The organism is Helicobacter mehlei (assembly GCF_003660265.1).
In the GTDB taxonomy this organism is placed as follows: Bacteria; Campylobacterota; Campylobacteria; order Campylobacterales; family Helicobacteraceae; genus Helicobacter; species Helicobacter mehlei.
This window is the reverse complement of the sequence record NZ_QXQP01000045.1, coordinates 1-2796: the sequence shown is the minus strand read 5'-3', so window position 1 is coordinate 2796 and position 2796 is coordinate 1. Positions and strand designations below refer to the sequence as shown.

Genomic DNA, 2796 nt, shown 5'->3' with positions numbered 1-2796 from the left:
CCCCCCCGCTACAATAGGGCGGATCGATACACACACAATCTATACAAGCATTAGGCAAGCCCTGCATAAAGCCTAACGCATCGGCGTGAAAGACTTGGTTAAGATAGGGGGTTAGCATGGGGGGTCCTCCTTAAAGATCGCTTTTTATCGGCAACTTTCTTTTTAAGCCAAGGTTTAGTAGAATATGCCCACTATAACCCTCGCCTTAGAGTTCGGTCTAGGGCCGTATCCCTTTGAGGAAGGCGTTCGGAGGGTCGTAGGTTTGGCCACTTCTTTAGATTTCCCCGACTTTTCCACATTGTTACAAACCTTAGCTTGTTTTGTGCTGTTAGGACTTCCTCCACCACCACATAATGCCCGTTAATCTGTTTTTTGTATTTAATCTTTTTGCCCTCCACTTCCCTAACATCTGCATTCTTAACGATATTAGGATAATAACTAATATCATCTAGGGTCAAAGGTATTTGGTTGCGCGACATCTCAATCTTAGGGTCGCTATGCCTACTCAAAGCGTGTGCTACATGTTGTGCGTCTATCTCCCTAGCTAGCGCGTAATTGCCATTAAACTTAAATTCTTTGGCCAATTGTTCTAGCTCTTCCCCCTGCACTTTGGCGATCACGGCCTTATTTTTAGGGTTAGGGTTAGCTAAATCCCATCCCTCAATATGGCTTTTGATCTCTTGGGGGCTTAAGTCCTCTGCTAGCGTGCTCTTAGTGGGTAGAGTGCTTTTATTGATGGGCGGTTTTTTAGCCCCTGCAACACTGGACTTGGGGTTGTCCTCCTGCTTGATCTCAATCTTGCCCTTAATCCTACCAACACTACGATTCTGTGCCCTCTGCAAAATTTGCATCTCTGGGCTGTTGGCTAAGCTTTGGCTGGCTTGCGCGCTCTTTTTCTCCAATTGGGGCAACAAAGAGGCCACGCGCATTACAGAAGTTGTTGGGTTTTCTGTGCTGGTGATGAGCTCTTTGGCAAAGTCATAGACATTGACATCAGCTAGCTTCTTAGAAGACACGCCCTCAAAGCTTAGACGGGGCCTAGAGGCTTCTACGAACTTATTGGGCAATTCTTTTAAAAAGTCATAAAGACTCTCTGTTGCCCCCTTTAAACGGGCAAAACGCGCAAAACCTGCCCCTAGAATTTCAGCCAACATATCCTCATAAACATAAGGATTAAGACTGACTAATGCATTGGTGCCATCTTTGTGCGTGCTGGTTAAAAGCGTTTGTAACCGCTCTAAGATATGGGTAAAATTATCCACACGATTACCGCTTTTAAGGGCTGTAGCGCTAGCTTGCAAGGCGGGTGTGAGATAGGGGGCAAGATTGAGGCTAGGGAAACGCCCATCACGCATTAAGAGATAAAAACTAGGGGCGTTGTGGCTAAACATCTCTTTGAGGGTTTTAAACTCTGCGGGGTCTAATGTCTTTTGGGCATAATTAAGGGCCTCTGCTAGGTTTAATGTGGGCGTGTTGCGCGCCACATGGGCTAAGAGGGCTAAGCTAGGTTCTTCCACGCTGGGGCTTGCACTGCCCCTATCTAATATCTTGGCCAAACGATTGGTCAGAGTGGCCGCGCTGGTGTGCTCAACTCTCAAAATAGGGTCTAAATTCTGGGGCGTGATATAGGCATCATACTTGCCCAAAGCACTCACTAGCATATCCCCTATGCTATCAATGCGCTTTTCATTGCTCGCGGCGGCCAAGTTAATGATTTCTTGCTTATCTAAGCCCTCTTTGGGCGTGCGCATTAAGAGTTCATCGCTTTTAAGTGTGGTGTTGTAATGCTCTAAAACAGCCCTCTCATACGCCTCTCTGCTTTGTGGGCTAAATTCTTGCATCCCCTTAGCCCTGTGGTTACCCGCTATGACTTGCCCATCGCTTAAAATAATGGGGAGATCATCAAAACCGCCTCTATTAAACACCATCGTGGGCTTAAAATCTTTAGCGATTTCCTCTATGCGTTGGGGGTTGGTCTGTGTGCGGGTCTGTGTGCCCACACCGGCGGCTAGATTGGGTTTAACATCCTTTGTTTTGACAATGACAAAATCTAGCGGGTAAATGCGCGCATCATCTAGGCTAACAGAACTGCTATAACCCTTTAGCTTGGTCACGGGGATATCTTCCCCTATTTCTAGGTTTATATCATTCTGTTTCCCCCCTGCGCTGGCTTGCTTTTGCTCTTGGGCTTGTTGGTAGTCTTTGGCCACCTGTGCGCGGCGTTCTTGCTCTTGAGCCTCTCTTTGGGCTTGCTTTTGCGCCTCTAGCCTTTGGGCTTGTGCCTTAGCCTCTTCTCTAGCTTGGCGGGCTTGCACTGCCTGCTGGTGGATATTTAAGGGGCTTGTTGGGGGGGTTGTGGTATTTTGGGGTAACTGGTTTGTAGGAGTTGTGATGTTCCCTTTGCCTGAAGATAAATTATTCCCCTTGCCACCTGAAAAATTAGCGTTCTCACGCAACACAGAATCGGGGCGGTTATATGCCGTATCCCCCTCTGAAAAAACGCGGTTTGAATTTGACTTCTCTAAAGGCTCTTGGGTGGGTTTCCCCTCTGTGGGCGATTTTCTCACTAAGACAGATTTTTCCGAACTTTGGGCACTATCAGATTTAACCATGTATGAAGTGAAGTCGCTTATATCTAAATCTAAATCTTGAGCGATTTGGCGGCTTTGTTCTTTTAGGGCTAGCATTTCTTCATCTGTTAGCTTTGCCAATTCTTGGGGGTCTCGCATAATATGATAGATCGGGTCTAACTCTTTTTTAGTCCCCCAACTGCTGTTAGTGTGTAGCTGGACCTCG

General features: G+C 46.9%; 1 protein-coding gene. It reads right to left on the bottom strand.

Going from position 1 to position 2796, the window contains the following annotated elements; translation table 11 throughout:
* Positions 1-191 precede the first annotated feature (191 nt).
* The coding region (locus EAO36_RS08850; RefSeq protein WP_235852426.1) for a PBECR3 domain-containing polyvalent protein at positions 192-2796 on the bottom strand (2605 nt) is incomplete at its 5' end.